This window comes from Pseudomonas sp. FDAARGOS_761, assembly GCF_013343155.1.
Lineage (GTDB): Bacteria > Pseudomonadota > Gammaproteobacteria > Pseudomonadales > Pseudomonadaceae > Pseudomonas > Pseudomonas aeruginosa.
Genome location: NZ_CP054572.1, coordinates 1,920,312 through 1,944,511, shown reverse-complemented (window position 1 = coordinate 1,944,511; position 24,200 = coordinate 1,920,312). Strand labels below are relative to the sequence as shown.

The window sequence follows — 24,200 nt, the reverse complement described above, 5'->3', positions numbered from 1 at the left end:
CAACCCTGAAAAGCCCGGCTCACGCCGGGCTTTTCGTTCAGGCCAGTTTTTCCTCGGCCGCCACGCCCTTGCGATAGACCTCGTAGAGAATCACCGGGATCTCCAGGTCGCCCAGGTGGCGAACCACCAGCGGCTTGACCTCGGACCAGTCCAGCCCGCCCACTCCCGTCGCCACGCAGGGCAGAGCCAGGCTGCTCACCCCTTCGCTGCGCACATAGCGGGCCAGCTCGCGCAGGGCATGGCCGACATCCTCCAGGCTCGCCTTGCCCGGCTTGGCGCTACGACCGCTGTGCAGCATTCCCTGGGTGATCAGGTTGACGATGCACTGGGTCTTGCCCTGCTCGTCGACCCCGGCCCAGACCCAGATGCCGCCCGGCTCGGGCGCCCTGGCATGGGCGGCATGCCGGTAGTCGCGAACCATCGACGGCCAGCGTTCGCGCAAGGCGAGGGCCAGGCCGCTGTCGAAATGGTCCTGGGGCGCGATGCCGTGGGCGATCACCTGGGCCCCGGAAAGCAGAATGTCACCTTCAACTTCACGAATCATGAGCGTTTCCTTCTTGGCTTCGGGACAGGCGCTTCGTGCGCCGCCCTGCATCTTTCACCGTACGCCTTGCCCGCCGGCGCCAGTTGATGCGTATCAAGAACGGCCGGTCCCATCCGCTACGGGCCGACTAGACTGCATGCGAGGGAACCTTGGAGGCGCCTCGCCTCTCCATTGGATTCCAGCCTCGTGCCGTCTCATCCATGACAAGGAAACAACCGCCATGCCGAAATGGATTGCACTTTGCCTGATCCCGCTGTTGGCAAGCTGCGCCACCTGCCGCCAGGACAGCGACAGGGAAAAACTGCTGTACGAGAACGACATGCTGCAGGCGAAACTGATCATCGTCGCCAACGACCGCGATCGCCTGCCGCTGGCCCAGGCCCTGCTGGAGCGCGCAGCGCGCGACGACCGCAGCGGCGAGGCGGACTTCTACCAGGCCGTGCTGATCGCTCGCCGCGACGGCCAGGCCAGCGATTGCGAGCGCATCACCCGCCTCCTCGAACGTTCCGCCGAGCGACGCTACCCGCTGGCCAACGCGATGCTCTACAAGATCTACGCCGAGCCCTTCCTGTTGCCGCGCGCCGACATTCCCAAGGCCGAGACCTATCGCCAGGCCTACGCCGAGCTGCCGGTCGCGCGCAGCGGCTACCCCTCCTTCGAGCGAGCCCGGCAGGTGGTCGATCGCCTGCTCGCGCCGACTTCGTCCTGATCCATCGGGCCCGAACCCGGGCCCCGCAACCCGTACCGGTCGTTCGGCCAAAGCATCATTTCTGTCGATAGTTAATAGCGCGACAATTCGTTATCCAATCGAATTCTTCTCCGCGATCCTATGCCCATCCGAGGTATCGATCACGGAAGCCGCCATGAAACGTCGCAGCCCACGCCATTACGCCCGCAACACCGCCCTGGCCACCCTGGGTCTATACGCCATCCTCATGCTGGTCGTGCTGAGCCTCGTCGCCGGCGCCGAAAGCGCCAGGAACGCCACACCGGACAACGACACCGCCACGACCTTCTCCAACCAGATCGGCCAGGCCCTGCCAGGCCTGCTCTCGGGGTTGAACAGTCGACGCGCCGGTTGAACGCCGGCTTCTTTCCCGGGAAACAGCATGAGAAGGCAAACACGGAAATTCTGGATCGTCGCCGCCCTGGCGATATTGACCAATGGCTACTCGCTACTCGGCCTCGCCCAAGGCTCGGCAGGCGCACTGGCGCGCACCATCGAATGCAACCAGGCGATGGTCCGCGCGCTGGCGGCCAACCTGGCGCTGAAGCTGCAGAGCGGCACCCCGCCGGCACGCCCGCAGCGCTGGATCCCGGAGCGCTTCATCCTCGACTGCCCGGCCTGAAACGAAAACGCCGCCAACCCCGGGAGGCTGGCGGCGCTCGCATGGCGCGGGGCCGGCTCAGGCGCCGGTCGGCTGGCGCGCGACGAAACGCATCATCCATTCGGCGACGACGGTGCCCTGGTGATCCCTCGCCAGGCTATCGACCCCCTTGCGATAGAGTTCCTCGCCCAGGTGCTGCTGGCGCAGTTCGAGCAGTTCGCGGGAATAGTCGTGGACGAACTCGGGATGCCCCTGGAAGCACAGCACCTGGTCGCCGATGGCGTAGGCGGCATAGGGACAGAAGTCGCTGGAAGCGATCACCCGCGCGTTTTCCGGCAGCCGGGTGACCTGGTCCTGGTGGCTGATCAACAGGGTCAGGTCCGGCAGCGCCGGGCTCATCCAGTCGGCCCGTTCGTTCAACTGGTACTGGTGGATGCCCATGCCCCAGCCCTGGCTGGCGCGCTCGGCCTTGCCACCGAGCAGCAGGGCCAGCAACTGGTGGCCGAAACACACGCCGAGGAGCTTGTCGCCGCGCTCGTAGCGGTCCAGGAGGAAGGTCTTCAGGGTCTGGATCCACGGGTCGGGACCGAAGGAGTCGGCCTTGCTGCCGGTCACCAGGTAGGCGTCGAAGCGCTCGTCGTCCGCCGGATAGCGCCCCTCCACCACGTTGTAGATGACGAATTCGGCGGCGATCGGTTGCTTGGCGAACAGTTGCTGGAACATCCGGCCGTAGCCTTCGTAGCGCTCGATCAGCTCGGGACGAAGGATATCGGTTTCCAGGATACAGATGCGGAGCGACATAAAGACTCTCTGAAGAAGTGGGGTTATTGTCGTTTTCGTTTGATTTAATTAACACAGGAGCGCGGGCAAGGGAACCGTCGCCCTGGCCTCGAAAGGAATATCCGGACGATTCGCCAAAAAACAAGCAGGCGGCAGAAAGATTCCCGAGACGCCCAGCCGTAAAGAAATCTGCACAGGAGACGGAAGGACTCCCCATGCCCGGAACCGCCACGTAAACTGGCGGTTTTCCCGCGAGGCACACGCCATGTTGCTCAAGGCAGTACGTAACGGACTGGGTCAGGCGATTATCCTCGCCGACTTCGTCAGCCGCCCCCGCAAGCTGCAGCGCAGCGCCGAGGCTCAGGCCGAGGTCAAGCGGGCGCTGCGGAACCTGTCGCTCTACCAGTTCCGCGCCTGTCCGTTCTGCGTGAAGACACGCCGCGCCATGCACCGGCTGAACCTGCCGATGCAACTCAAGGACGCCATGAACGATCCGCAGGCCCGCCAGGCTTTGCTGGAAGGCGGCGGCAAGGTCAAGGTGCCGTGCCTGCGCATCGAGGAAAACGGCCAGGTGCGCTGGATGTACGAATCCAGCGAGATCATCGCCTATCTGGAAGGCCGTTTCGCCAACGCCTGAGCGGCCGATCAACGGCCCCCGGCCGCATCCAGGGGCAGCCGATGGATCAGGAAATGCGCCGGCACCTCGCCCTCGCGCCCCGGCAACAGGCGGTGGCGAATGCGTGACTCGCTGACATAGGCGCAGCCCTGTCCGGTGACGGTCAGGTTGACCGGCGACTCCAGGCCCTCGCGTATCACTTCGATGCCGCGCCGCCCGGCGGCGAGCGGCTCGGCGATCCGCAGCACCTTGCCGGCGCCGCTGCGGATGGCGTTCTCCAGCACGATCAGCGAGCCGTCCGGAGCCAGCGCCATGCCGTCCGGATTCTCCAGCGTTCGGGGCAGCTCCATCTCGCGCAGCCGCGGACGCGTGGCGACCCCTTCGACGACATGGATCGCCCCGCTACCGAAGTTGCCGACCAGCAGGGTGTCGTCGTCCACCCGGACGATGCCCGCCGCGCCCAGCCCGCCGGGGCCGGCCAGGCGGCTGTCGCGCAGCAACACCTGGAACGCCGGTTCCCCGGGCCGCAGCCGCATCAGGCTGCCATCCCGGGTTTCGCTCAGGTAGACCGTTCCGTCCGGCGCCACCGCGAGATCGTTGCCCATCCCGTCGCCGGGCAGGGTCAGATATCGGCGCACGGCACCGTTCGCGAGATCCAGGGCGAACACCCCATGCGGCCGGCGCCGGCCAGCGGGTAGGAAGTCCGGCGAATTGCCCCAGAGCAGGCCACGCGACTCGTCCAGCCGCAGCGCGGTGGCAGCGAAGATCGCCGGGCTGCCGGCGAAGAAGGTTTCCCACTCGCCCCCGGGAGGCTTGCGCAGGATGCACCCGCTGGTGACCAGGCCGACGTACAGCGTTCCATCGGCGGCATGGGCGATGCCGTTGGGATACCGGGCCCCCGCTGGCAGGACGATGCTCGTCGCGGCGCAGGACGGCTCGCGCTCGCCCGGCGCACGGGCGAAAACCGGCAAGACGGTCGCCGATACCATGGATACCAGCAGCAACACGGAAGCCTGTCGTCTCATCATGCTTTCTCCGTCGATGTGCGCCCTACCAGCGCGGGGTCCGGGCGCGCGCCGTGAGCGGCGCCTCCAGCGTGGCGCACTCCTCTTCGGCGAGGTCCAGCGTCAGCGCCGCGAGGGCATCCTCGAGGTGATGCGGCCTGGACAGGCCGACGATCGGCGCCGCGACACCGTTCCGGCCAAGCAGCCAGGCCAGGGCGAGTTGCGCCGGTGGAAGCCCGCGGGCTGCGGCGATTTTCTCCAACGCGCCGAGGGTCGACTCGACCTCCTCCCTGCCGCCGTACCAGCGCGGGGCCTGTTCGTCCGTCCGGGTCCGCAGCGTGCCGGCGCTTCGCGCTCCGGCCAGCAGCCCACGCGCCAGCGGCGACCAGGGCGTCAACGCGATCCCCTCTTCCCGGCACAGCGGCACGAGGTCCTCCTCGTCCTCGCGAACGATCAGGTTGTACTGGCTCTGCATCGAGATGAATTGCGCCAGGCCGTGGTGGCGCTGGAAGGCGAGCATCTTCATGAAGCGCCAGGCCGGCATCGACGAGGCGCCGAGGTAACGGACCTTGCCGACACGCACCAGGCTGTCGAGGGTTTCGCAGGTTTCCTCGATCGGGGTGTCCGGATCGAAGCGATGGATCACGAAGAGATCCAGGTAGTCCGTACCCAACCGCCGCAGCGAGGCATCCACGCTGGCAAGCAGGTGCTTGCGCGACAAGCCGCAGGCGTTGGGCCTGTCGCTCATGGGAAAGAACGCCTTGGTGGCGATTACCAGGTCCTCGCGCTGCGCGAAGTCCCTGAGCGCGCGCCCGAGGATCCGCTCGCTCTCGCCGGTGGAATAGATATCGGCACTGTCGAAGAAGTCGATCCCGGCTTCCAGCGCCTCGCGAATGAACGGACGCGCCCGTTCCTCGTCCAGCACCCACGGACGCCACGCCGGATCGCCATAGGTCATGCACCCCAGGCAGAGTCGGGAGACTTTCAGGCCGCTGTTGCCAAGACGGACATGCTGCATCGTACGACCTCGTCGGAAGGCTCTGAAAAGAGCGGTTTCCCCGGCCCCACCCTGTTCATGAGCCAGGTTTCCCGACGATGCTATATTGCTGCCGAATAGCTAACTATCCTGGAAAAATTTCTTTCATTGATCGAGTTATTTTAATAATCCAATGAAGAAGCCCGATCTCGCCGGTCTCGCCGCCTTCGTCGCCATCGCTCGCGAACGCAGTTTCCGCCGCGCCGCCGCCACCCTCGGCGTAACCCCGCCGACGCTCAGCCACACCCTGCGCGAACTGGAAACCCAGCTCGGCATCCGCCTGCTCAACCGCACCACTCGCAACGTCTCGCCGACCGAGGCCGGTGAGCACCTGCTGGCGCACCTGGACCCGGCGTTCGAAGACATCGCCGCCGCGCTGGACAGCCTTAACCGCTTTCGCGAAACGCCTCACGGCCTGGTACGAATCAACGCACCGCGAAACGCCATCGGTCTCGTCCTCGCACCACGTTTCGGCGAACTGGCCCGCGACTATCCCGGCATCACCCTGGAAGTGGTGGCGGACGAAGGTTTCGCCAATATCGTCGAAGCCGGTTTCGACGCCGGCATCCGCCTCGGCGAAGACCTCCAGCACGGCATGCGCGCCGTGCGGGTCGGCCCGGACCTGCGCTTGGCCATCGTCGCGACCCCGGCCTACTTCCGACGGCAAGGCAGGCCGGGTAGCCCGGAGGAACTGCTCGGCCACCGTTGCATCGGCTGGCGCAAGGTGTCTTCCGGAGAGCTGTACAAATGGCAATTCAGCAAGGGCACGAAAGCGCTTTCGGTGGCCGTGAGCGGACCGCTGGTCCTCGACGACCCGCGCCTGATGCTACAGGCGGCGCTGGCCGATGTCGGGATTGCCTTCGCCATCGAGGAGGAAGTCGCCGAGCACCTCGCCGCCGGCCGCCTGGAACGGGTCCTGGCGGATTGGTGCGCCCCCTTTCCCGGTTTCCATCTCTATTATCCAAACCGCCGCAACCACCCGGCGGCGTTGAGCGCCGTGATCGACCTGCTGCGCTACCCCGGCGAGGAACACCCAGGTCCCGCGTAGGCACATCGGCGGAAGCGCCCGTGGCAGCCTGGAGGCAAGCATGGAGGCTGGCCCGTACCGACGCACGGCGTAGGGCGTAGGGCGCATAACCGCATCGCGGTTATCCGCCGAATCTCGGCATATCGGCGGATAGCGCCTGTGGCGCTATTCGCCCTACCAATGGCGGCTGGAGGCAAGGGCCTGTACCGACGCGCGGCGTAGGGCGCATAACCGCATCGCGGTTATCCGCCAAACCTCGGCATATCGGCGGATAGCGCCCATGGCGCTATTCGCCCTACCCGTGGCGGCCTGGCTGGCAAGAACCAGGGGATACCGGGGTGGCGTCATCCGCCGCGGTACGCGACCACGAGAAAGCCGGCCCGAAGCCCGGCTCTCCATGCGACGTCAGGACTCAGAACAGCTCGCCCTTCGCCGCCTTCTCCAGCAACAGCGCCGGCGGCTCGAAGCGCTCGCCGTACTGTTCGACCAGGTATTGGGCGCGGGCGATGAAGTCCTTCAGGCCGTACTGGTTGATGAACTGCAAGGCGCCCCCGCTCCAGGCGGCGAAACCGATACCGAAGATCGAGCCGATGTTCGCGTCGGCGGTGGAGTGCAATACCCCCTCCTCCACGCAACGCACGGTCTCGATGGCCTGGATGAACAGCAGGCGGTCGCGTACGTCCTCGGCGGATATTTGCGCATCGGGCTTCTCGAAGCGGCTCTTGAGTTCCGCCCAGAGATGTTTCCTGCCGTTCGCCGGGTAGTCGTAGAAGCCGGCGCCGGCCGCCTTGCCCGGGCGCTTGTACTCATTGACCATCAGGTCGATCACGGCGAACGCGGGGTGCGTCGGCAGAGCCTTGCCCTCGGCCTCGAGGTCGCGGGCGGTCTGGTTGCGGATGTGGGTCATCAGGCTCAGCGAGACTTCGTCGGAAATCGCCAGCGGCCCCACCGGCATACCGGCCTGGCGCGCCTGGTTGTCGATCATCGCGGCGCTCACGCCTTCGCCGAGCATGGCGATGCCTTCGTTGGTGAAGGTGCCGAATACCCGCGAGGTGAAGAAGCCGCGGCTGTCGTTGACCACGATCGGCGTTTTCTTGATCTGCAGCACGTAGTCGAAACCGCGTGCCAGGGTTTCGTCGCTGGTCTTTTCGCCACGGATGATCTCCACCAGCGGCATCTTGTCCACCGGGCTGAAGAAGTGCAGGCCGATGAACTTCTCCGGCCGCGCCACCGCCTGGGCCAGACCGGTGATCGGCAGGGTCGAGGTATTGGACGCCACCACCGCATCGGCCAGGGCATGTTTCTCGGCCTCGGCGGTGACCTTGCCTTTCAGCGCGCGGTCCTCGAAGACCGCCTCGATGATCAGGTCGCAGCCTTCGAAGTCGGCTTCGCTGACGCTCGGCACGATCCGCGCGAGGAAGGCGTCGCGCTTCTCGGCGGACAGGTGCCCGCGCGCAACTTTCTTGTCCAGCAGCCTGGCCGAATAAGCCTTGCCCTTCTCCGCCGCTTCCAGCGAGACGTCCTTGAGCACCACCTCGATGCCGGCCGCCGCCGATACGTAGGCGATGCCCGCGCCCATCATCCCGGCGCCGATCACGCCGACCTTTTTCGTCGCCCGCACCGGATACCCCTGCGGCCGCGACTTGCCGGCGTTGATCTCGTTGAGCTGGAACCAGAAGGTGCCGATCATGTTCTTCGCCACCTGGCCGGTGGTCAGCTCGGTGAAATAGCGCGCCTCGATCAGTTGCGCGGTGTCGAAATCGACCTGGGCGCCCTCCACCGCCGCGCACATGATCTTCTCGGGCGCCGGGAAGCAACCCTTGGTCTTGTCGCGCAGCACCGACGGTGCAATGGCCAGCATCTGCGCCACGTTGGGACTGGCAGGCGTACCGCCGGGAATCTTGTAGCCGGCGCTGTCCCAGGGCTGCTTCGCCGCCGGGTTGGCGAGGATCCAGGCGCGGGCCTTCTCCAGCATTTCCTCGGGGCTGTCGGCCAGTTCGTGGATCAGCCCGGCCTTGAGCGCTTCCGCCGGACGCACCTTCTTGCCTTCGGCGAGGTACGGCAGGGCTTTCTCCAGGCCAAGCAGGCGCACCATACGTACCACCCCGCCGCCGCCCGGCAACAGGCCGAGAGTCACCTCCGGCAGGCCGAGCTGCACGCCGGGATTGTCCAGGGCGATGCGGTGGTGGCAGGCCAGGCAGATCTCCCAGCCGCCGCCCAGCGCAGCGCCGTTGATCGCGGCGACCACCGGCTTGCCGAGGGTCTCCAGGCGCCGCAGTTGGCCCTTGAGTTCGAGGATGCCCTGATAGAAGACCGGGGCGTCGGCCTTGGTGACCTTGATCAGCTCGTTGAGATCGCCGCCGGCGAAGAAGGTCTTCTTCGCCGAGGTCAGCACCACGCCGGCGATCCCCTCTTTCTCCGCCTCCAGCCGCGCGATGGTCTTCGCCATCGCCTCGCGGTAGACACCGTTCATGGTGTTGGCGCTCTGCCCGGGCATGTCCATGGTCAGGACGACGACGTTGTCCTGACCTTTTTCGTAACGGATAGCGTCAGTCATTCCGGTTCTCCCTTCACACGCGCTCGATGATGGTGGCGATGCCCATGCCGCCACCTACGCAGAGGGTGGCCAGGCCGTAGCGCAGGTTGCGCCGCTCCAGTTCGTCGAGCAGCGTGCCGAGGATGATGCAGCCGGTGGCGCCGAGCGGGTGGCCCATGGCGATGGCGCCGCCGTTGACGTTGACCTTGCTTTCCGCCACGCCCATGTCCTTCATGAATTTCATCACCACCGAAGCGAACGCCTCGTTGACTTCGAACAGGTCGATGTCTTCCACCTTCAGGCCGGCCTTGGCCAGGGCCTTGCGGGTCGCCGGCGCGGGGCCGGTAAGCATGATGGTGGGGTCGGTGGAGGTCACCGCGGTAGCGACGATCCGCGCCCGCGCCTTCAGGCCCAGTTCGCGGCCCTTGGCCTCGGAGCCGATGAGCATGGCGCTGGCGCCGTCGACGATCCCCGAGCTGTTGCCCGGCGTATGCACGTGCTCGATGCGCTCGACCTGGCTGTACTTGCGCAGCGCGGTGGCGTCGAAGCCCATCTGCCCCATCATCTCGAAACTCGGCTTGAGCGCGGCGAGCCCTTCCAGGGTGGAGTCGGCGCGAATGAACTCATCGTGGTCGAGCAGGACGATGCCGTTCTGGTCGGCGACCGGCACCAGCGACTTGCCGAACAGCCCTTCGGCGCGGGCCTTGGCGGCCTTCTGCTGGGAGCGCAGGGCGAAGGCATCGACATCGGCGCGACTGAAGCCTTCCAGGGTGGCGATCAGGTCGGCGCCGATCCCTTGCGGGACGAAGCTGGTGTGCAGGTTGGTTTCCGGATCCAGTGCCCAGGCGCCGCCGTCGGAGCCCATCGGCACGCGTGACATGGACTCGACGCCGCCGACCAGGACTAGGTCCTCGAAACCGGAGCGTACCTTCATCGCCCCCAGGTTCACCGCCTCCAGGCCGGAGGCGCAGAAACGGTTGATCTGCACGCCGGCAACCTGTTCGTCCCAATCGGCCACCAGCGCCGCGGTCTTGGCGATATCGGCGCCCTGGTCGCCCACCGGCGTCACGCAGCCGAGCACGATATCGTCGACCTGGGCGGTATCCAGGTCGTTGCGCCGCTGGACCGCGCGCAACAGCCCGGCCATCAGGTTCACCGGCTTGACGCTGTGCAGCGCGCCATCCTTCTTGCCCTTGCCGCGGGGAGTACGCACGGCGTCGTAAATGAATGCGTCGGTCATGGCGGTCTCTCTTATCCTGTTCTCGTCCGGCCGAGCGGGCCTCCGCCTACCTTAAACAGGCTCGCCGGCGGGACAATGACCGAACCGCTCAGGCTGATTGACCGCCCAGCTCAGCCTGCAACGCCGGGAAGATAGCACCATGCCATCTTTCGACCGGAAACCCGGACACCGGACGAACGGTCGAGACGCACGCCAGAGCCGTCACCACGCTGTCATATAGAGGGAATATGTCTAGACCGGAGCAGCTTGTATCCAAGTGGTCTAAGCCCGCGCAGGCCGGGGCTTAGACTGATTCATGCAAGCGTTCGAAAGGGAGGTCGACGCCGGGGATGCCGGGCCGACCGAAGAGTACGCCACTGCGTGGCAAGCCGTTCCGCCGGGCCGTAGCGCGGAGCAGGCAGCCACCCGACAACAAGAAAGGCAGACAGGCCATGTTGAACGAGCAGCCAAAAAGATGGCGGCAAGCGAGCCTCATCGTCTTCGCCACCACAGTCATCCTGATCCTTCCCAACCTTAACAGTCTGATCCGCTAGGGCACCCTGCTGCCTGCACGCTGCGCACCGCCTCGCGGTCAGCGCAGCGCAGGCAGCCACCAGGTCAGCAGCAGCGGAATGAAGGCGAACGACAGCAAGGTCGAACACAGCACCAGGCTGGCGACCTGATCCGGCGAACGATTGCCGCGCAAGGCGTAGAGATAGTTGAACACCGCCACCGGCATCGACGATTGCACCACCAGCACCCCCTGCGCCAGCGGCGGCAATTGCAACGCCAGCGCCACCGACCAGCCCACCAGCGCCCCCAGCAGAAGACGCAGGCCGCCATAGAAGAAGCCATTGCCCAGTTGCCGCGGACGGATGCTGGCCAGGGACACGCCGAGGGTGATCAGCATCAGCGGAATGGTCAGCCCGGCCATCAGGTCGACGGTATTCGCCATCCAGCGCGGCAGTTGCAGGTCGAGCCCCATCAACAACAAGGCCAGCAACACGCTGAGCAGGATCGGATTGCCCAGCAGCGAGCGCCAGGAGCGCTCGCCGCTCATCCAGAACACGCCGAGGCTGAAGTTGCCGATCGACATGATCAGGTAGAACGCCACCGCCAGGGTCATCCCCGCCTCGCCGAACGCATACAGGCACACCGGCAGGCCCATGTTGCCGACATTCGGGAAGCTGTAGGCCGGCACCAGCACCTGCCACTCCTGGCGCCCGAGGCGCGCCGCCGCCCAGCCCAGCGCAGCCATGCAGACGCAGATCAGCGCGCTGGCCAGGGCCATCCGGCCGAAGCTGTGCAGGTCCACCCGGGTATGCGCCAGGGTGGCGAGGATCAGGCATGGCGAACCGATGTTGAACACGATGCGCGAAACGAACTCGGTCGGATAGGCGTGTCCGAGACGGACCCAGACATAACCGACACCGGCGCCGAACAGCACGGGCGCCATCACGGCGAACAACTCGGCGAGCACGGGAACCCCTTGGTTAGCCAGCTATGCAATGGCCCGCATGCTACCGCGAGGCCCCCGTTCCGTGCCAATCTCTCGCTCCATGTCATAACCGGCGGATGCACGAGGAACCCGCATGCCTGTCACTTTCCCGCGCCTGGCGTTGCTAGGTGCCCTGCTCTTCCCTGTGGCTGCCGCCTGGGCCGCCGAGCTCCGCCTGGAACTGCCGGGGGGCACGCAGACCTGGAGCAGCGAAGAACTGCTCAGGCATCCGCAGGCCCGCGACCTGGACATCCCGGCCGACGTCGCCTACCGCCGGAACATGCGCTACCGCGCCGTGCCACTGGCGGCCTTGTTGAAAGGCGTGCATCCCGAAGACCATTTGCAGGCCGTGGCCAGCGATGGCTTCGCCGCCGAGTTGCCGGCCGCCCCGCTGCTCGCCGAACAGGGCTCGCAAGCCTGGCTGGCGATAGAGGATCCGCAGCGCCCCTGGCCGCTGTTGGGCGCCGGCAAGCCGTCCGCCGGGCCGTTCTATCTGGTCTGGAGCAAACCCGAGGAAAAACGCATCGGTCCGGAGCAATGGCCCTTCCAGGTCGTCCGCATCCGCTATCAGCCCCCTCTGGCCGAACGCTTCCCGGCCCTGCTGCCGGCCGCCGACGCCAGCGCGGAAGTGCGCGCCGGCTTCGCCGTGTTCCAGAAGAACTGCCTGGCCTGCCACCGTCTCAACGGTGCCGGCGACGCCCAGTTCGGCCCGGACCTGAACCTGCCGTACAACCCCACCGAGTACTTCCAGCCGCAATTCCTCGCCCGCTACATCCGCGACCCGCAGGCGCTGCGGCAATGGCCACAGGCGAAGATGCCGGCGTTCCCGGAACGGGTGATCGACGACCAGGAGTTGCGCCAGCTGATCGGCTACCTGCGCCACATGGCCGGCCGCAAAGCGGGCGCGGCCGGCTGAAGCGGCGTCAGATGTTGTACGCCGAGGGCGGCGACGGCAGGCGCTCCAGCAAGTCGTGCAGGCCGGCGCTCCACTGGCGGCGGATGGCGCTGAAATAGGCGTCGTCCTCGGTGACCCGGTAGCCCTCCGGCAGGATCAGGCTGTCGCGGTGGTAGACCAGCAGGTCCAGCGGCATGCCCACCGAGAGGTTGCTGCGGATGGTCGAGTCGAACGACACCAGCGCGCAGCGCAGGGCCTGCTCCAGCGGCGTGTCGAAAGTCAGATTGCGGTCGAGGATCGGCTTGCCGTACTTGCTTTCGCCCAGTTGCAGGAAAGGCGTGTCCGGCGTGGCCTGGATGAAGTTGCCCTGGGGGTAGATGCTGTACAGCGCCGGCGGTCCGCCGGCGATCTGCCCGCCGACCAGGAAGGAACAGCTCAGGTCGGTATTGCCGGCCAGATTGCCGCCGTCGCGGGCCATCACCTCGCGGGTGGTCTCGGCGATCAGCGCCGTGGCGTCGTAGACCGAGGGCACGTTGAGCAGGCTGGCGCCGTCCCGGCGGATGCGCTGCTGCAGCAGGTTGATCACCGATTGCGAGGTCGCCAGGTTGCCGGCCGTCTGCACCACCAGCAGGCGCTCGCCGGGCGTGCCGAAGGTGAACAGCTTGCGGAAGGTGGCGATATGGTCGATCCCGGCGTTGGTCCGCGAATCGGAGGCGAACACCAAGCCGTCGGCCAGGTGCATCGCGACACAGTAGGTCATCTCGAATCTTCCTTATTCCGTCCGTCCCCGCCCCTCAAGCGTAAAGGCAATCGCCGATAACGCCAGGCGCGCAATGGATCGTCACTGTTGCTGCACCTGCAGCAGCGGCGCGCTGACCAGCACCCGCGCATGCATCTGCTCGCAACCGCCGCCACGGCGCAAGCCGCGCACCGGGCAGGCATCCAGGTAGTCGAGGCCGACGGCCAGCTTGAGATGGCGCTCCGGACGGCCGAGCCGGTTGGTCACGTCGAAGCTGTACCAGCCGTCGCCGAGCCAGGCCTCGGCCCAGGCATGGCTGGCCAGGTGCGTGTCGTCCTCGGTGTAGAGGTAGCCGGAGACATAGCGCCCCGGCACACCCTGGCTGCGGATGCAGGCGAGGAAGGCATGGGCATGGTCCTGGCAGACCCCGGCGCGTGCGCCGAAGGCCTCGATGGCGGTGCTGTCGACGCGGGTCGCCCCCGGCTGGTAGAGGATATGCTCGTGCAGCGCATGCATCAGGTCGAGCAGGCCGCCGCGATCCTTGCGGCCGCCCATGGCGCGTTCGGCGAAGGCGCGCATCTCGGCATCGGCGCCGGTCAGGCGGGTGCTGCGCAGGAACGGCAACGGCGACTGGCGATCGTGCTCCACCTCGCGCTCCTCGTCGATCTCGACCAGGCCGTGGGCGGCGATCAGGACCGACTCATGCGGTTCGTCCAGGGTCAGGACGTGCAGGATGTTGCCGTACGGATCGCGCAGCGGCCGCGCCGGGCGCGGCAGGTCCAGGCGCCAATCGACCACGTGCTGGCGCTCGCTGTCCTGCGGGGTCAGGCGCAGGTACTGGATGCTGGCGCGCACCCGGTCTTCGTAGCGATAGGTGGTGTCGTGGGTGATCGAGAGTCTCATGCGGCCTCCAGGTAGGAGCTGTGAATGGCGTTGGCCAACTGGCGAACCAGCAGGATGTAGTCGGTGATCCAGGTATGCAGGCCCTGTTCCAGCACCTCGTCGATGCCGGTGTAGCGCACCCGCGCCTCCAGCTCGGCGGCCAGGCGCTGCGCCGGCCGGCCGTTGACGCCGGGCAGGCCGGAAAGGATCTCGCTCAGTTCCTCGATGCAGGACAGCAGCGAGCGCGGCACGTCCTCGCGCAACAGCAGCAATTCGGCGATGTTGCGCGCGTTGGGCGAGGCGCGGTACAGCTCGGTGTAGCCCTCGAAGGCGGATAGCGCCCGCAGCAGCGCGCTCCACTGGTAGTAGCCGCGCGCGGTGCCCTCGTCCGCCCCGGCGAGCGCCGCTTCGCCCTGGGTCTGGTAGCGCGCATCGAGCAGGCGCAAGGTATTGTCGGCGCGTTCGATGAAGGTTCCGAGACGGATGAAGCGGAACGCATCGTTGCGCATGCTGGTGGCGAAGGTCGCGCCGCGGAACAGGTGCGAGCGGTCCTTCACCCATTCGCAGAAACGACTGATGCCATAGCGCAGGATGCCCTCGGCGGCGATGCCGCGCATTTCCAGCCAGGTGGCGTTGATGTTCTCCCACATGTCCAGGGTGATCCGCCCGCGTACCGCATGGGCACTGGCGCGCGCTGCAGCCAGGCAGCTGTAGATGCTCGCCGGGTTGTCCGGGTCGAGGGCGAAGAAACTCAGCAGGCGCTCGGCGGCCAGTTCGCCGTGGCGCTCCAGGTAGGCGTCGAGGGTGCCGGTGATCAGCAGCGGCATGGCCAGTTCGTCCAGGCCGCCGCCGTTGCGGTCCTGCGGCAACAGCGACAGCGAGTAGCTGACGTCGAGCATGCGGGCGAGGTTCTCCGCGCGTTCCAGGTAGCGCGACATCCAGTACAGGTCGGAAGCGGTCCGGCTGAGCATGCTTATTCCTCCACCACCCAGGTGTCCTTGGTGCCGCCGCCCTGGGACGAATTGACCACCAGCGAGCCTTCGCGCAACGCCACCCGGGTCAGCCCGCCAGGCACCAGGCGAACCCGATCCGGCGCCGACAGGACGAACGGCCGCAGGTCGATATGGCGTGGCGCGACGCCGCTCTCGACGAAAGTCGGACAGGTCGACAGGGACAGCGTCGGTTGCGCGATATAGGCCTCCGGGCGAGCCTTCAGGCGCTCGCGGAACAGCTCGATTTCCTCCCGGCTGGCCGCCGGTCCGACCAGCATGCCGTAGCCGCCGGAACCCTGGGTCTCCTTCACCACCAGCTCCGGCAGGTGCGCCAGGACGTGCGCCAGTTCCTTCGGCTTGCGACATTGCCAGGTCGGCACGTTGTGCAGCAGCGGGTCTTCGCCGAGGTAGAAGCGGATCATGTCCGGCACGTAGGGGTAGATCGACTTGTCGTCGGCCACCCCGGTACCGATCGCGTTGGCCAGCACCAGGTTGCCGGCCCGGTAGGCGGCCAGCAGGCCGGGCACGCCGAGCAGCGAATCCGGGTTGAACGCCAGCGGGTCGAGGAAGGCGTCGTCGATCCTTCGGTAGATCACGTCCACCGGTTGCGGTCCGGCCGTCGTGCGCATGTAGACCCGCTCGTCGCGGACGAACAGATCGGCGCCTTCGACCAGTTCCACGCCCATCTCGCGGGCGAGGAAGGCGTGTTCGAAGTAGGCGCTGTTGAAACGTCCCGGCGTCAATACCACCACGCTCGGCGATTCGACGTCACTGGCCCGCTTGAGGGTGTCGAGCAGCAGGTCCGGGTAGTGGTCGATCGGCGCCACGCGCTGGCGGACGAACAGCTCGGGGAACAGGCGCATCATCATCTTGCGGTTTTCCAGCATGTAGGAAACACCGCTGGGCGTGCGCAGGTTGTCCTCCAGCACGTAGTAGTTGCCGCTGCCGTCGCGGACCAGGTCGACCCCGGCAATGTGCGCGTAGACGTTGCCCGGCAGGTCCAGTCCCTGCATCGCCAGTTGGTACTGGTCGTTGGCCAGGACCTGCTCGGCAGGAATCACGCCGGCCTTGAGGATGCGCTGTTCGTGGTAGAGATCGGCGAGGAACAGGTTCAGCGCCTGGACGCGCTGGATGCAGCCGGCCTCGATGTGCGCCCACTCCGCCGCGGGAATGCTGCGCGGGATGGTGTCGAAGGGGATCAGGCGCTCGGTGCCCTGCTCGTCGCCGTACAGGGTGAAGGTGATGCCGGCGCGGTGGAACAGCAGGTCGGCTTCGCGCCGGCGTTGCAGCAATTGCTCTTCAGGGGTGTCGGCCAGCCAGCGAGCGAATTCCCGATAATGCGAGCGGCATTCGCCGCCAGCATCGTGCATCTCGTCGTAAAACATGCGTGCCATGCCGGACTCCTTGTCGTCACGAACGATGGGGAACTCGCAAAGCCCGTGCCAGCGCGCGGATCACGGCTCGTCGGCGATTCGCAGGGTCGGCGCGGCGGGTTCGCCCCAGTCTGGTGCATCCTGCCCACAGGGAGAGGAAGGGCGCCCCGTTCGACGGCATGCGCGCCCCGCGGCCACGGACCGGCATCGACCTGCCGATCGCGAAGCGACCTGTGGGACCGATAAGTCTAGAACAGACCCGGAAGGGAGACGGCTTCTCCCCTCCCTTCCATGCAGACAGCCGTCTCGCTCGAACGAGCGATAAAGCGGACCGGCGGTAGTGCCAGGGAGGCGCCCGCGGCCGGGAAGGTCAATCGATCAGCGACAGCCAATGACGGTAGAAACCCTCGGCCACCCGATTCAGCCCGGCAACCTTGGCAGGCAACCCGGCCAGCATGTCCTCGGCGGATTGCTGGCTGGGCTGGGAGGGATCGAGCAGGTGCGGCCAGCCGGCGATCCAGCGCCGCACCAGTTCCTCGGTCATTTCCGGATGGCCTTGCAGGCCGAGTACGTGATCGCCCCAGGAAAACCCCTGGTTCTCGCACCACGGGCTGGACAGCAGGCGCTCGGCGCCCTGCGGCAGGTCGAAGGCATCGCCGTGCCACTGGAAGATCGAGAAGCGCTCCGGCAGCCCGGCCAGCCATGGACTGTCGCGGCTTTCCCGCTGCATGGGCTGCCAGCCCATTTCGGTGTAGGGCTGGTGCCGCACCGTCGCGCCCAGGGCGCGGGCCAGCAACTGGCCGCCGAGGCAATGGCCGATCAGCGGGATGCGCCGCTCGATGAAGCGACGCAGCAGCGCCAGTTCGTCGCGCAACCAGGGCAGGTCGTCGTTGACGCTCATCGGCCCACCCATGATCGCCACCGCTCGCGGGCGTTCGGCGTCGAGACCGGCGAGTTCGCCGAGGTCGGCGCGGATCACGCGGAAGTCCAGGCCGCGCGCCGCCAGCACGGCACCCAGATGGCCTGGCGGACAGAACTCGGCATGGGTCAGGATCAGAATATCGCTCATGGCTTACCTCCTTCCCCAGTCTGAAGGAAAGCCTTCGAGGAAGGAAAGCCCGACGCAGGAGCCCCGGCCCAGGATCGCGGCCGGGGTCCCGCCGCCGTCACGGACGCAGCGAAGTGACCTCCTGGGTCACGCCCCACCCGTCCAGCACGCCGCCCAGCGGCACCACGACTTCCTCCAGGTCGTGTTCGAAGGCACCGATGGCGGCATGGGTGGCGTACATCACCTTGCTGACCTGCAGGTTCCAGGAGCCATCGTCGCGAGCGACGACCTGGGCCCTGAGGGATTCGCCGCGAAACTGGCCCGCTGCCTGGCGGGCCTCCCGCTCACTGGGAAAGATGGCGAAGAAGTCGATGGGATGGATGCGCGCGAAGTCGAAGCCGCCTTCTTTCATGCGACGCAGGACATTCACGCTGACATCATCCGAGAAGGGCTTTTCCATGAGACGCACCTCCTGTCGAGACATTCAGAAAGTTCACCGATTCCCCATTCAGCTGAAGCCATCGTCGGCGATCATGAGAGTTTTTTGATCAAGCCAGAGGAAGATCGGACGACCATGGCTTCTTTCAGGGTAGCGTCAACCTGCCAGCGCTGCCGAGCTTTCCGCCGCCTGCCCCGGCGGGCGGCGACCGGCGGCAGACAAAGCGCTGTACAAAAGGCCCGGCCGTTGAGCAAGATTCCGCCTGCGCCGGCGACCGTTGGTCCTGCCCGATGGCATTGGCGAAAGCGACTCATGCAATAATATCAGGTTGATATCAACCACTTCTCTCCCGCTATCCCGTTCGGACGCTTTCATGCTTATCAGCAGCTACAACCAGGTTCTTGTCGCCTTTTCCCTGATTGTGGCCATCCTGGCGTCCTACACCGCTCTCGACATGGCCGGCCGGGTGACCCTGGCGAAAGGCCGCGAGGCGCTCTCCTGGCTGATCGGCGGCGCTTTCGCCATGGGCTTCGGCATCTGGTCGATGCATTTCGTCGGCATGCTCGCCTTCAGCCTGCCGATCCCGCTCGGCTACGACCTGGGCCTGACCCTGCTGTCGCTGCTGCTGGCCGTCGGCAGTTCGGCCTTCGCCCTCTGGCTGGTGTGCCAGGCGGAACTCCCCTGGCAACGCCTGGCGCTGGGCGCCCTGCTGATGGGCAGCGGCATCGCCGCCATGCACTACACCGGGATGGCCGCCCTGCTGATGATGCCGGGGATCGTCTACGACCCGCTGTGGCTCGGCCTCTCCATCCTGATCGCGGTGATCGCCTCCGGCGCCGCGCTGTGGATCGCCTTCCGCCTGCGCCATGGCAGCCGGCGCATCGTCCTGGTCCGGGCCGGCGCCGCCCTGGTGATGGGCTGCGCCATCGTCGGCATGCACTACACCGGGATGGCCGCCGCGCAGTTCCCCCTGGGCAGCTTCTGCGGCGCCGCCGGCCGAGGCATCGACAACGGCTGGCTGGCGGTGCTGGTCATCGTGATCACCCTGGCGGTGATCGCCATCGCCCTGATCGTCTCGGTGCTGGACTCGCGCCTGGAGGCGCGTACCTCGGTGCTCGCCACCTCCCTCGCACGAGCCAACCGCGAGCTGATCCAGTTGGCCCTGCACGACAACCTGACCAAGCTGCCCAACCGCATGCTCCTCGACGACCGCCTGGAGCAGGCGATCCAGCAGGCGATCCGCGACGATCGCCGGTTCGCCGTGCTGTTCATGGACCTGGACGGCTTCAAGGCGGTCAACGATGCCTACGGCCATCACCTCGGCGACCTGTTGCTGATCGAAGTCGCCGAGCGTATCCGCGCCAACGTCCGCGCCCAGGACACCATCGCCCGCCTCGGCGGCGACGAGTTCGTCCTGCTGATCGAGGCCCGCGAGCCCGCCGACGCCGCGACCCTGGCCGAGAAGCTGGTGAAGCGGATCAGCCAGCCGTACCAGATATCCCGCCACGAGGTGCGGATCTCGGCGAGCATCGGCATCGCGCTCTACCCCGGCGACGGGCAGACCCGCCACGAACTGATGATCAATGCCGACGCGGCGATGTATCACGCCAAGGACCAGGGACGGAACGGCTACTGCTTCTTCGAGAGTTCGATGAACGCCAACGCCCAGGAACAGTTGCAACTGCTCCATGACCTGCGCCAGGCCCTGGAGCGCCGGCAGTTGGTCTTGCACTACCAACCCAAGGTACTGGCGCCGAACGGACCGATGGTCGGCGTGGAAGCGCTGCTGCGCTGGGAGCATCCGCAACACGGACTGATCCCCCCCGACCAGTTCCTGCCGCTGGCGGAAAAAACCGGCCTGATCGTGCAGATCGGCGAGTGGGTGCTCGACGAAGCCTGCCGGCAGATGCGCCTCTGGCTGGACGGCGGGCATGCGGAGTGGAACATCGCGGTGAACCTTTCGGCCCTGCAGTTCGCCCATGCCGGCCTGGTCGACTCGGTGCGCAACGCACTCCTGCGCCACAGCCTGGAGCCCAGCCACCTGATCCTCGAGGTGACCGAATCGACCGCCATGCGCGATGCCGATGCCAGCCTGGTGATCCTCGAGCAGTTGTCGGCGATGGGCGTCGGCATCTCCATCGACGACTTCGGCACCGGCTACTCCAGCCTGCTCTATCTCAAGCGCCTGCCGGCGAGCGAACTGAAGATCGACCGTGGCTTCATCAACGAGCTGGCCCACGACAGCGACGACGCCGCGATCGTCTCGGCGATCGTCGCCCTCGGCCGCACGCTGAACCTGAAGATCGTCGCCGAGGGCGTGGAAACCGAGGCCCAGCAGGAGTTCCTGACCCGCCTCGGCTGCAATTCGCTGCAAGGCTTCCTGCTCGGCAGGCCGATGCCGGCCGAGCAGTTGCTCGCCAGCGTCGCCTGAGCGCCGCCAGCGGCGCGCCACGTGACCTGTCAGAAGCGGCAGATTCGCCCATCGCCGTCTCGTTGACTTCCGCCCGCGCTGCGAACACCTTATGTCGCGCCCGCCGGGCGGCATGCCGCGACATGTCACGCCGCCACGACGAGCGTCTATCCAATAACGAGAAAACATGCATGAACAGGCTGTGTGTACTGGGGCTTCTCATCGGGCTGAGCGGGAGCCCGGCACTGGCGGCTGGCCAGGGCGAATCCGGCAATCCACCGGCTACCGACAAGGAGCGTTTCATCGCCAGCCTGATGGCTCGCATGAGCAACGCGGAAAAGATCGGCCAGCTACGCCTGGTCAGCGTCGGCGCCGACCATCCCAAGGAAGCGCTGATGGCGGATATCCGCGCCGGCAAGGTCGGCGCCATCTTCAATACCGTGACCCGCCCGGACATTCGCGCCATGCAGGACCAGGTCCGCCATAGCCGCCTGAAGATCCCGCTGTTCCATGCCTACGATGTGGCCCACGGCCACCGCACCATCTTCCCCATCAGCCTCGGCCTCGCCGCCAGCTGGGACCCCGAGGTGGTCGCCCGCAGCGCGCGGATCTCCGCCCTCGAAGCCAGCGCCGACGGGCTCGACATGAGCTTCTCGCCGATGGTCGACATCACCCGCGACGCGCGCTGGGGGCGGGTCTCGGAAGGCTTCGGCGAAGATACCTACCTGACCTCGCTGCTGTCCGGCGTGATGGTCCGTGCCTACCAGGGCTCCAACCTGGCCGCCCCGGACAGCATCATGGCGGCGGTCAAGCACTTCGCCCTGTACGGCGCGGCCGAAGGCGGCCGCGACTACAACACCGTGGACATGAGCCTGCCGCGCATGTTCCAGGACTACCTGCCGCCCTACAAGGCCGCGGTGGACGCCGGCGCCGGCGCGGTGATGGTCTCGCTGAACACCATCAACGGCGTGCCCGCCACCGCCAACCGCTGGCTGCTGACCGACCTGCTGCGCCAGCAGTGGGGCTTCAAGGGGCTGACCATCAGCGACCATGGCTCGGTGAAGGAACTGATCAAGCACGGCCTCGCCGGCAACGAGCGGGACGCCACGCGCCTGGCGATCCAGGCCGGTGTCGACATGAACATGAACGACGATCTCTACTCGACCTGGCTGCCGAAGCTGCTGGCGGCCGGCGAGATCGACCAGGCCGACATCGATCGCGCCTGCCGCGACGTGCTGGCGGCGAAGTACGACCTCGGCCTGTTCGCCGATCCCTACCGGCGCCTGGGCAAGCCGGACGACCCGCCGTTCGACACCAACGCCGAGAGCCGCCTGCACCGCCAGGCCGCCCGCGAGGTGGCTCGCGAAGGACTGGTCCTGCTGAAGAACCGCGACGGTCTGCTGCCGCTGAAGAAACAGGGGCGGATCGCGGTGATCGGCCCCCTGGCCAAGAGCCAGCGCGACGTCATCGGCAGTTGGTCGGCAGCCGGCGTGCCACGCCAGGCGGTAACCGTCTACCAGGGCCTGGCCAATGCCGTCGGCGAGCGTGCCACCCTGCTCTACGCCAAGGGTGCCAACGTCAGTGGCGACCAGGCGATCCTCGACTACCTGAACAGCTACAACCCGGAAGTCGAGGTCGATCCGCGCTCCGCCGAGGCGATGCTCGAGGAGGCCTTGCGCACCGCGCGCGACGCCGACCTGGTGGTCGCCGTGGTCGGCGAATCGCAGGGCATGGCCCACGAGGCCTCCAGTCGCACCGACCTGCGCATCCCGGCCAGCCAGCGGCGGCTGCTGAAGGCACTGAAGGCCACCGGCAAGCCGCTGGTGCTGGTGCTGATGAACGGCCGACCGCTGTCGCTGGGCTGGGAGCAGGAAAACGCCGACGCGATCCTGGAAACCTGGTTCAGTGGCACCGAAGGCGGCAATGCCATCGCCGACGTGCTGTTCGGCGAGCACAACCCCAGCGGCAAGCTGACCATGTCCTTCCCGCGCTCGGTGGGCCAGGTACCGGTCTACTACAACCACCTGAACACCGGCCGGCCGATGGACCACGACAACCCCGGCAAATACACCTCGCGCTATTTCGACGAAGCCAACGGCCCGCTCTACCCGTTCGGCTACGGCCTCAGCTACACCGAGTTCAGTCTCTCGCCCCTGCGCCTGTCCAGCGAACGGCTGGCCCGCGGCGACACCCTGGAAGCGCGGGTCACGCTCAGCAACAGCGGCAAGCGCGCCGGCGCCACGGTGGTCCAGCTTTACCTGCAGGACCCGGTCGCCAGCCTCAGCCGTCCAGTGAAGGAACTGCGCGGGTTCCGCAAGGTGATGCTGGAGCCCGGCGAATCGCGGGAGATCGTCTTCCGCCTCGGCGAGGCGGACCTGAAGTTCTACGACAGCCAGCTCAGGCACACGGCCGAGCCAGGCGAGTTCAAGGTCTTCGTCGGCCTGGACTCGGCGCAAACCGAAAGCCGCAGCTTCACCCTGCTCTGAAGGCGCCGACCGCACCGCCAGCGTCGCCGCCGCGGGCGAACGGCAGCGCCTCAGCCCTCGGCCCGGAGCCAACACCCGGGCCGGGGGCGGCGCCTGGTTCCCTCAACCGGCGTCCCCTTCCTCCTCGCCGCTCCGCGCCACGCCCTCCGTCAATGCGGCCTGCAACGCCGCCAACTGGCTGTCGAGCGATGCGTCGATGATCCCGATCTCGGTTTCCAGGATGCAACCGCCCTGGTCCAGCCGGGCATCGCCGACCACTTCCAGGTAGCCCACCTCGGGGAAATCCTTGAGCACCCGGGCGACCTGCTCGCGCACCGCGACCAGCTGTTCCGGCTGGACGTGCAGGATCACCTGCTTCTGGTTGCTCACCAATGCCAGTGCCTCGCGCGTGGCCGCCAGGGTCAGCTCGACAGCGTCGTAGTGGCGCAACACCTTGCGCACCGCCTGCAGCACCACCTCGCCAAGCTGGCGATCGACCTGCCGGTAGTAGCGATTGCAGCGCAGTAGCGTTTCCTGGATCAGCCCGGCCTGGCGCAGACGCGCCTCCTCCAATCCGGCCTCCCAGCCCAGGCGCTTCTGCTCCTGGTAAACCTCGTGGGCCTCGCGCTCGATTTCGGCGGCACGCTCGCGTGCCGCTTCCACCAGGCGGTTGGCGCTGAGGTAGTCCTGGTAGTCGCGGGCGCGCAACAGGGCCTGCCCGGGGGCCAGCCGTACGCGACTGGCGTCTAGTTCAACAAATGGAAGCATTCATCGCTCGCTTGTCGGGCGACCTTCAGGCACAGGGTCCGCGCCAGGGATCGCCGTTGTTCGTCGAAGGTCCAGTCCGCCGGGGCCGGCATGGCCTCCAGACGCAGGCGCAGGCGCCGCGAGAAACCGCAGTCGGCATCGCTACAGGCGGCCAGCCAGAAAGCCAGGCCGCAGCGCCGGAAATAGCCGTCTTCCGGGTTTTCCGGCAAGGCCCGCTGCCAGCCGGGCGGCCAGCGACCGATGAGCAGGTCGAGCTGTTCCAGGCAGAAACGCTGGCCCTGTTCGCCGATCTGCGCGCGGATGCGCCGTACCCGCGCACCGTCCAGCACCTGCCGCAAGGCCTGGCCGTGCAGCAGCGCGCCGAGCCAGCCCAGGGTCCGTTCCAGCGCCGCCTGCGGGTAAAGGGCCAGCCCGCCCAGTTGCGCGGGCATGCGGAACGCGCAGTCCAGTTCCAGCTGCTCCAGCAGCCAGGCGTTGAGAACGCTCTGTCGCCGCCAGTCCGGCAGCGCCGGCAGCAACCGCAGCAATACCGCGGGCAGGTGCGACTCGTGGATGTAGCGGGCCGGGCAGAAGCGCAGCTGGTAGGCCGTCAATGGCATCG

23 protein-coding genes are annotated in these 24,200 nt (G+C 66.9%); 8 read left to right on the top strand and 15 right to left on the bottom strand.

All coding sequences use genetic code 11. The features are described from left to right. Window positions 1-37 precede the first annotated feature (37 nt). Window positions 38-544 carry a macro domain-containing protein gene (locus tag FOC67_RS09295; protein ID WP_003087757.1) on the bottom strand — a complete coding sequence of 169 codons (507 nt, stop codon included), beginning with the start codon at window positions 542-544 and terminating at the stop codon, window positions 38-40. 220 nt (window positions 545-764) lie between these two features. Here FOC67_RS09295 and FOC67_RS09290 point away from each other — a divergent pair, with 220 nt between their 5' ends. The 3 genes from FOC67_RS09290 (at window position 765) to FOC67_RS09280 (ending at window position 1,893) form a co-directional block, all read left to right on the top strand. Then, on the top strand, window positions 765-1,253 hold the full coding sequence (locus FOC67_RS09290) for a hypothetical protein (RefSeq protein ID WP_003087756.1): 489 nt from the start codon (window positions 765-767) through the stop codon (window positions 1,251-1,253). Window positions 1,254-1,407: 154 nt separating this feature from the next. Continuing rightward, window positions 1,408-1,626: a hypothetical protein gene (locus tag FOC67_RS09285; RefSeq protein ID WP_003098091.1), complete on the top strand. Its 219-nt coding sequence runs from the start codon at window positions 1,408-1,410 to the stop codon at window positions 1,624-1,626. A 27-nt stretch (window positions 1,627-1,653) separates the two neighbouring features. Further along, window positions 1,654-1,893 (top strand): hypothetical protein, encoded by a 240-nt coding sequence (locus FOC67_RS09280; RefSeq protein ID WP_003087754.1) that lies wholly within the window; start codon window positions 1,654-1,656, stop codon window positions 1,891-1,893. 57 nt (window positions 1,894-1,950) lie between these two features. On the opposite strand, the gene FOC67_RS09275 is transcribed toward FOC67_RS09280, so the two are convergent. Then, window positions 1,951-2,673, bottom strand: coding sequence for an amidotransferase (locus tag FOC67_RS09275; RefSeq protein WP_003087753.1), 723 nt, complete (start codon window positions 2,671-2,673; stop codon window positions 1,951-1,953). Between the two features lie 244 nt (window positions 2,674-2,917). On the opposite strand from FOC67_RS09275, the gene FOC67_RS09270 reads away from it, so the two are divergent. Next, complete coding sequence (locus FOC67_RS09270; RefSeq protein ID WP_009314637.1) at window positions 2,918-3,289, top strand: glutathione S-transferase N-terminal domain-containing protein; 372 nt, start codon at window positions 2,918-2,920, stop codon at window positions 3,287-3,289. An 8-nt stretch (window positions 3,290-3,297) separates the two neighbouring features. On the opposite strand, the gene FOC67_RS09265 is transcribed toward FOC67_RS09270, so the two are convergent. Then, the gene (locus FOC67_RS09265; protein WP_009314638.1) at window positions 3,298-4,296 is read right to left on the bottom strand and encodes an SMP-30/gluconolactonase/LRE family protein; all 999 of its coding nucleotides are present in this window, start codon (window positions 4,294-4,296) and stop codon (window positions 3,298-3,300) included. 22 nt (window positions 4,297-4,318) lie between these two features. Continuing rightward, window positions 4,319-5,290 carry an aldo/keto reductase gene (locus tag FOC67_RS09260; RefSeq protein ID WP_009314639.1) on the bottom strand — a complete coding sequence of 324 codons (972 nt, stop codon included), beginning with the start codon at window positions 5,288-5,290 and terminating at the stop codon, window positions 4,319-4,321. Between the two features lie 151 nt (window positions 5,291-5,441). Between FOC67_RS09260 and FOC67_RS09255 the strand changes: the two genes are divergently transcribed. Continuing rightward, window positions 5,442-6,356 (top strand): LysR family transcriptional regulator, encoded by a 915-nt coding sequence (locus FOC67_RS09255; protein ID WP_003087749.1) that lies wholly within the window; start codon window positions 5,442-5,444, stop codon window positions 6,354-6,356. Window positions 6,357-6,747: 391 nt separating this feature from the next. Here the strand turns inward: FOC67_RS09255 and FOC67_RS09250 are convergent, their stop codons facing one another. The 3 genes from FOC67_RS09250 to FOC67_RS09240 form a co-directional block, all read right to left on the bottom strand. Then, window positions 6,748-8,892, bottom strand: coding sequence for a 3-hydroxyacyl-CoA dehydrogenase NAD-binding domain-containing protein (locus FOC67_RS09250; RefSeq protein WP_009314640.1), 2,145 nt, complete (start codon window positions 8,890-8,892; stop codon window positions 6,748-6,750). A gap of 13 nt (window positions 8,893-8,905) precedes the next feature. After that, window positions 8,906-10,111 carry an acetyl-CoA C-acetyltransferase gene (locus tag FOC67_RS09245; RefSeq protein ID WP_003087747.1) on the bottom strand — a complete coding sequence of 402 codons (1,206 nt, stop codon included), beginning with the start codon at window positions 10,109-10,111 and terminating at the stop codon, window positions 8,906-8,908. Window positions 10,112-10,682: 571 nt separating this feature from the next. Then, on the bottom strand, window positions 10,683-11,570 hold the full coding sequence (locus tag FOC67_RS09240; RefSeq protein ID WP_003087746.1) for an AEC family transporter: 888 nt from the start codon (window positions 11,568-11,570) through the stop codon (window positions 10,683-10,685). Between the two features lie 112 nt (window positions 11,571-11,682). Between FOC67_RS09240 and FOC67_RS09235 the strand changes: the two genes are divergently transcribed. Continuing rightward, window positions 11,683-12,504, top strand: coding sequence for a cytochrome c (locus FOC67_RS09235; RefSeq protein ID WP_174707716.1), 822 nt, complete (start codon window positions 11,683-11,685; stop codon window positions 12,502-12,504). 7 nt (window positions 12,505-12,511) lie between these two features. Here FOC67_RS09235 and FOC67_RS09230 read toward each other — a convergent pair whose 3' ends face one another. The 6 genes from FOC67_RS09230 to FOC67_RS09205 form a co-directional block, all read right to left on the bottom strand. Then, on the bottom strand, window positions 12,512-13,243 hold the full coding sequence (locus FOC67_RS09230) for a peptidase (protein ID WP_003100716.1): 732 nt from the start codon (window positions 13,241-13,243) through the stop codon (window positions 12,512-12,514). A gap of 81 nt (window positions 13,244-13,324) precedes the next feature. Then, complete coding sequence (locus FOC67_RS09225) at window positions 13,325-14,125, bottom strand: transglutaminase family protein (protein ID WP_003087743.1); 801 nt, start codon at window positions 14,123-14,125, stop codon at window positions 13,325-13,327. Next, entirely contained in the window at window positions 14,122-15,075 is a 954-nt protein-coding gene (locus FOC67_RS09220; RefSeq protein WP_003087742.1) for an alpha-E domain-containing protein, read from the bottom strand. Before FOC67_RS09220 ends, FOC67_RS09225 begins: the two co-directional genes overlap by 4 nt. 2 nt (window positions 15,076-15,077) lie before the next feature. Continuing rightward, a complete protein-coding gene (locus tag FOC67_RS09215) occupies window positions 15,078-16,490 on the bottom strand; it encodes a circularly permuted type 2 ATP-grasp protein (RefSeq protein WP_003087741.1) in 1,413 nt (470 codons plus the stop codon). Window positions 16,491-16,839: 349 nt separating this feature from the next. After that, the gene (locus FOC67_RS09210) at window positions 16,840-17,538 is read right to left on the bottom strand and encodes a GMP synthase (RefSeq protein ID WP_003087739.1); all 699 of its coding nucleotides are present in this window, start codon (window positions 17,536-17,538) and stop codon (window positions 16,840-16,842) included. 97 nt (window positions 17,539-17,635) lie between these two features. Further along, a complete protein-coding gene (locus FOC67_RS09205; RefSeq protein ID WP_003087738.1) occupies window positions 17,636-17,977 on the bottom strand; it encodes a ribonuclease E inhibitor RraB in 342 nt (113 codons plus the stop codon). A gap of 352 nt (window positions 17,978-18,329) precedes the next feature. Here FOC67_RS09205 and FOC67_RS09200 point away from each other — a divergent pair, with 352 nt between their 5' ends. Together FOC67_RS09200 and bglX are read left to right on the top strand one after the other, a co-directional pair. After that, a complete protein-coding gene (locus FOC67_RS09200) occupies window positions 18,330-20,387 on the top strand; it encodes a bifunctional diguanylate cyclase/phosphodiesterase (protein ID WP_003087737.1) in 2,058 nt (685 codons plus the stop codon). 170 nt (window positions 20,388-20,557) lie between these two features. Then, entirely contained in the window at window positions 20,558-22,852 is a 2,295-nt protein-coding gene (gene bglX / locus FOC67_RS09195; RefSeq protein WP_009314642.1) for a beta-glucosidase BglX, read from the top strand. A gap of 102 nt (window positions 22,853-22,954) precedes the next feature. Here bglX and pscL read toward each other — a convergent pair whose 3' ends face one another. Both pscL and pscK read right to left on the bottom strand, forming a co-directional pair. Further along, window positions 22,955-23,599 (bottom strand): SctL family type III secretion system stator protein PscL, encoded by a 645-nt coding sequence (pscL, locus tag FOC67_RS09190; protein ID WP_003087735.1) that lies wholly within the window; start codon window positions 23,597-23,599, stop codon window positions 22,955-22,957. After that, a complete protein-coding gene (gene pscK, locus FOC67_RS09185; protein WP_003087734.1) occupies window positions 23,578-24,198 on the bottom strand; it encodes a SctK family type III secretion system sorting platform protein PscK in 621 nt (206 codons plus the stop codon). The genes pscL and pscK overlap by 22 nt, the downstream gene beginning before the upstream one ends. Window positions 24,199-24,200: the final 2 nt, after the last annotated feature.

Excerpts from the sequence above, each read along its gene's own strand:
- pscL (WP_003087735.1), bottom strand. The coding sequence starts at position 23,599 with ATGCTTCCATTTGTTGAACTAGACGCCAGTCGCGTACGGCTGGCCCCC.
- FOC67_RS09215 (WP_003087741.1), bottom strand. The coding sequence starts at position 16,490 with ATGGCACGCATGTTTTACGACGAGATGCACGATGCTGGCGGCGAATGC.
- FOC67_RS09225 (WP_003087743.1), bottom strand. The coding sequence starts at position 14,125 with ATGAGACTCTCGATCACCCACGACACCACCTATCGCTACGAAGACCGG.
- FOC67_RS09260 (WP_009314639.1), bottom strand. The coding sequence starts at position 5,290 with ATGCAGCATGTCCGTCTTGGCAACAGCGGCCTGAAAGTCTCCCGACTC.
- FOC67_RS09235 (WP_174707716.1), top strand. The coding sequence starts at position 11,683 with ATGCCTGTCACTTTCCCGCGCCTGGCGTTGCTAGGTGCCCTGCTCTTC.
- pscK (WP_003087734.1), bottom strand. The coding sequence starts at position 24,198 with ATGCCATTGACGGCCTACCAGCTGCGCTTCTGCCCGGCCCGCTACATC.
- FOC67_RS09220 (WP_003087742.1), bottom strand. The coding sequence starts at position 15,075 with ATGCTCAGCCGGACCGCTTCCGACCTGTACTGGATGTCGCGCTACCTG.
- FOC67_RS09210 (WP_003087739.1), bottom strand. The coding sequence starts at position 17,538 with ATGAGCGATATTCTGATCCTGACCCATGCCGAGTTCTGTCCGCCAGGC.
- FOC67_RS09255 (WP_003087749.1), top strand. The coding sequence starts at position 5,442 with ATGAAGAAGCCCGATCTCGCCGGTCTCGCCGCCTTCGTCGCCATCGCT.
- FOC67_RS09275 (WP_003087753.1), bottom strand. The coding sequence starts at position 2,673 with ATGTCGCTCCGCATCTGTATCCTGGAAACCGATATCCTTCGTCCCGAG.
- bglX (WP_009314642.1), top strand. The coding sequence starts at position 20,558 with ATGAACAGGCTGTGTGTACTGGGGCTTCTCATCGGGCTGAGCGGGAGC.
- FOC67_RS09250 (WP_009314640.1), bottom strand. The coding sequence starts at position 8,892 with ATGACTGACGCTATCCGTTACGAAAAAGGTCAGGACAACGTCGTCGTC.
- FOC67_RS09245 (WP_003087747.1), bottom strand. The coding sequence starts at position 10,111 with ATGACCGACGCATTCATTTACGACGCCGTGCGTACTCCCCGCGGCAAG.
- FOC67_RS09295 (WP_003087757.1), bottom strand. The coding sequence starts at position 544 with ATGATTCGTGAAGTTGAAGGTGACATTCTGCTTTCCGGGGCCCAGGTG.
- FOC67_RS09270 (WP_009314637.1), top strand. The coding sequence starts at position 2,918 with ATGTTGCTCAAGGCAGTACGTAACGGACTGGGTCAGGCGATTATCCTC.
- FOC67_RS09285 (WP_003098091.1), top strand. The coding sequence starts at position 1,408 with ATGAAACGTCGCAGCCCACGCCATTACGCCCGCAACACCGCCCTGGCC.
- FOC67_RS09230 (WP_003100716.1), bottom strand. The coding sequence starts at position 13,243 with ATGACCTACTGTGTCGCGATGCACCTGGCCGACGGCTTGGTGTTCGCC.
- FOC67_RS09290 (WP_003087756.1), top strand. The coding sequence starts at position 765 with ATGCCGAAATGGATTGCACTTTGCCTGATCCCGCTGTTGGCAAGCTGC.
- FOC67_RS09280 (WP_003087754.1), top strand. The coding sequence starts at position 1,654 with ATGAGAAGGCAAACACGGAAATTCTGGATCGTCGCCGCCCTGGCGATA.
- FOC67_RS09205 (WP_003087738.1), bottom strand. The coding sequence starts at position 17,977 with ATGGAAAAGCCCTTCTCGGATGATGTCAGCGTGAATGTCCTGCGTCGC.
- FOC67_RS09200 (WP_003087737.1), top strand. The coding sequence starts at position 18,330 with ATGCTTATCAGCAGCTACAACCAGGTTCTTGTCGCCTTTTCCCTGATT.
- FOC67_RS09265 (WP_009314638.1), bottom strand. The coding sequence starts at position 4,296 with ATGATGAGACGACAGGCTTCCGTGTTGCTGCTGGTATCCATGGTATCG.